This is a genomic window from Synechococcus sp. H55.11 (assembly GCF_047462475.1).
Lineage (GTDB): Bacteria > Cyanobacteriota > Cyanobacteriia > Thermostichales > Thermostichaceae > Thermostichus.
This window is the reverse complement of the sequence record NZ_JANSJI010000054.1, coordinates 1-2,320: the sequence shown is the minus strand read 5'-3', so window position 1 is coordinate 2,320 and position 2,320 is coordinate 1. Positions and strand designations below refer to the sequence as shown.

The following is a 2,320-nucleotide window of genomic DNA, read 5'->3' as shown; positions in this document are numbered from 1 at the left end:
GGGCGGTCCTTCGGAGGAAAAGATCCTGAACCAGGCTCGATTTGCCTTTCAGGTGATCAGTGAAATCCGCAATCTGCGAAACACCCGGGGCATACCCCCGCGCAGGCCGTTAAAGCTTTACACCGGCAGCAATTCAGAACTGCCAGCCGGTTATTTCCAATCCGTCATCCGGAAACTGGCCCATGTAGAAGAGATTGTAGCTGGAAAGCCTGTTGAAGGCCATTGTGCACCATTACTGGTTGGCACAACGGAATTCTTCATTCCGCTTGACCAACAGTTAAACCGCGAGGCGGAAAGGGCATCCTTGCAAAAGGAACTGGAATACCAGCGCGGATTTCTGGAAAGTGTAAACCGAAAGCTCAGCAACGAGCGGTTTGTTACCAGCGCTCCGGCATCTGTTGTAGAAAACGAGCGGAAAAAGAAAGCCGATGCAGAGGCACGGATCCGGGCACTGGAGGCGCAGCTGGCGCAATTGTAAACTCCCTGCTTCCCGCTATAAGCGGGCCGCAAACAGCAATTCAATGTTTTTGTGTTTCAAACCAAACCTGCGGGCAATGAACTCGTTGGTCAGACTTCCGCGATACGTATAAACTCCCTTCATGAACCACTTGTGCGAGAAAATCATCTGCTCCATACCCCCTTCTTCAGCTGCCCGCAGGATGGTAGGAGTAAAAATATTACTCAATGCGGTAGTGGCCGTATGGGCAACCCGTGATGCAACGTTGGGCACGCAGTAATGAATAACATCGTACTTACGGAATACAGGTTTGTCCAACGTGGTGATTTCTGAAGTTTCCACGCACCCGCCCTGATCAATACTCAGGTCGATGATGAGCGAATCGGGCTTCATGCGACTCACCATTTCCTCCGTAATTACCACACGTGCACGGCCTCGCTCAGCACGGAGGGCACCGATCACCACATCGGCTGTTTTGAGTGTTTCACTCAGGGTAAGCGTGTCGATCGTGGAAGTGTACACCTGTTGACCGAGCAGATGCTTGATCCGCCTGAGTTTATACAGATGATTATCGAAGATCTGTACTTCGGCTCCCATACCCAGAGCAGCCCGGGCAGAATACTCAGCCACGGTGCCTGCCCCGATAATTACAACTTTGGTAGGCGGAACACCTGTAATACCTCCAAGTATTATGCCTTTGCCGTTATAGGCAGTGCTGAGGTATTCGGCAGCGATGAGCATCACTGTGCTTCCGGCTATTTCACTCATAGCCCGGATGATGGGCATACCTCCTGCCTTATCTTCGATGAATTCAAAAGCCAGAGCCGTAACCTTTTTGCGCATCAGGGCTTGAATATACTCCCCTTGCAAGTGTCCCAGCTGAAGTGCTGAAATGAGGGTCTGTCCGGGTCGCATCAATTCAATCTCATCGAGAGTCGGGGGTTCTATTTTCAGAATTACATCAGCTTTATACACCTCCTGAGGAGAATACACAATGGTCGCCCCGGCTTCAGAATATTGCTGATCGGAAAATTTTGATCCAGACCCTGCTTTGGTCTCCACCCACACCTGATGCCCGTTGTTGACCAGTAAGGCTACAGCATCGGGTGTCAAGGTGATGCGGTTTTCCTGTAGTGATATTTCCCGGGGAAGGCCAATGAAAAACGATCCCTTTTTTTTCTTCACCGGAAGTAATTTTTCCTGTGGCACCCAGCTGGCCTTTGCTAGTGTTTCAAAACCGGGTTTTTTCTTTTCAACCATACTGCTTAACTTCTATACTTCTGTGGTTTTCATCTTCCGGAATCAGTTTCAACTCCAGGTAGCTGTCAGGCAAAATCCGTTGCACTTTTTCAGGCCACTCTACAAAGCAGTAGGCACCGGAAAAAAGGTACTCTTCGGCACCTATATCCATGGCTTCGTACACATCCTTCAGGCGATAGAAGTCAAAATGAAAAACCTTGGCGCCACTTGCTGCCTCATATTCATTGATCAGCGAAAAAGTGGGGCTGCTCATCCCATCCTGTACCCCCAGATGCCGGCAGAAAGACTTAATCCACGTGGTTTTGCCAGCACCCAGCGGACCGGAGAGCGTAAAAACCCGTTTTTCCGGGTAAAGCCTGAGCAGCTCAGCGGTCAGTGTATCCAGTTCTTCGAGACCCACGTGCCTGTACTTCAACTCCCGACCCTTACCCAGCATTTTTCGAAGATAAGAAAATTATAGGGATTATCACCTCTTCGAGACTGATGCCTCCGTGCTGAAAAGTGTCGCGGTACAGGTTCACATAGTAATTGTAGTTGTTGGGATAGGCAAAAAAGTAGTCCTCAATGGCAAAAGCATAGCTGGAAGATACATGGGGCCTGGGG

Annotated in this window: 3 protein-coding genes; 1 reads left to right on the top strand and 2 read right to left on the bottom strand. The window is 49.9% G+C overall.

Annotation, left to right across the window (positions count from 1 at the left end):
• Window positions 1-478: hypothetical protein (locus tag NW853_RS02260; protein WP_414347520.1), on the top strand; the 478-nt coding region annotated here is incomplete at its 5' end.
• 15 nt (window positions 479-493) lie between these two features.
• Here NW853_RS02260 and NW853_RS02255 read toward each other — a convergent pair.
• Together NW853_RS02255 and tsaE are read right to left on the bottom strand one after the other, a co-directional pair.
• Window positions 494-1,717 carry an alanine dehydrogenase gene (locus NW853_RS02255; RefSeq protein ID WP_414347517.1) on the bottom strand — a complete coding sequence of 408 codons (1,224 nt, stop codon included), beginning with the start codon at window positions 1,715-1,717 and terminating at the stop codon, window positions 494-496.
• A complete protein-coding gene (gene tsaE, locus NW853_RS02250; protein WP_414347514.1) occupies window positions 1,710-2,117 on the bottom strand; it encodes a tRNA (adenosine(37)-N6)-threonylcarbamoyltransferase complex ATPase subunit type 1 TsaE in 408 nt (135 codons plus the stop codon). Before tsaE ends, NW853_RS02255 begins: the two co-directional genes overlap by 8 nt.
• Window positions 2,118-2,320 lie beyond the last annotated feature (203 nt).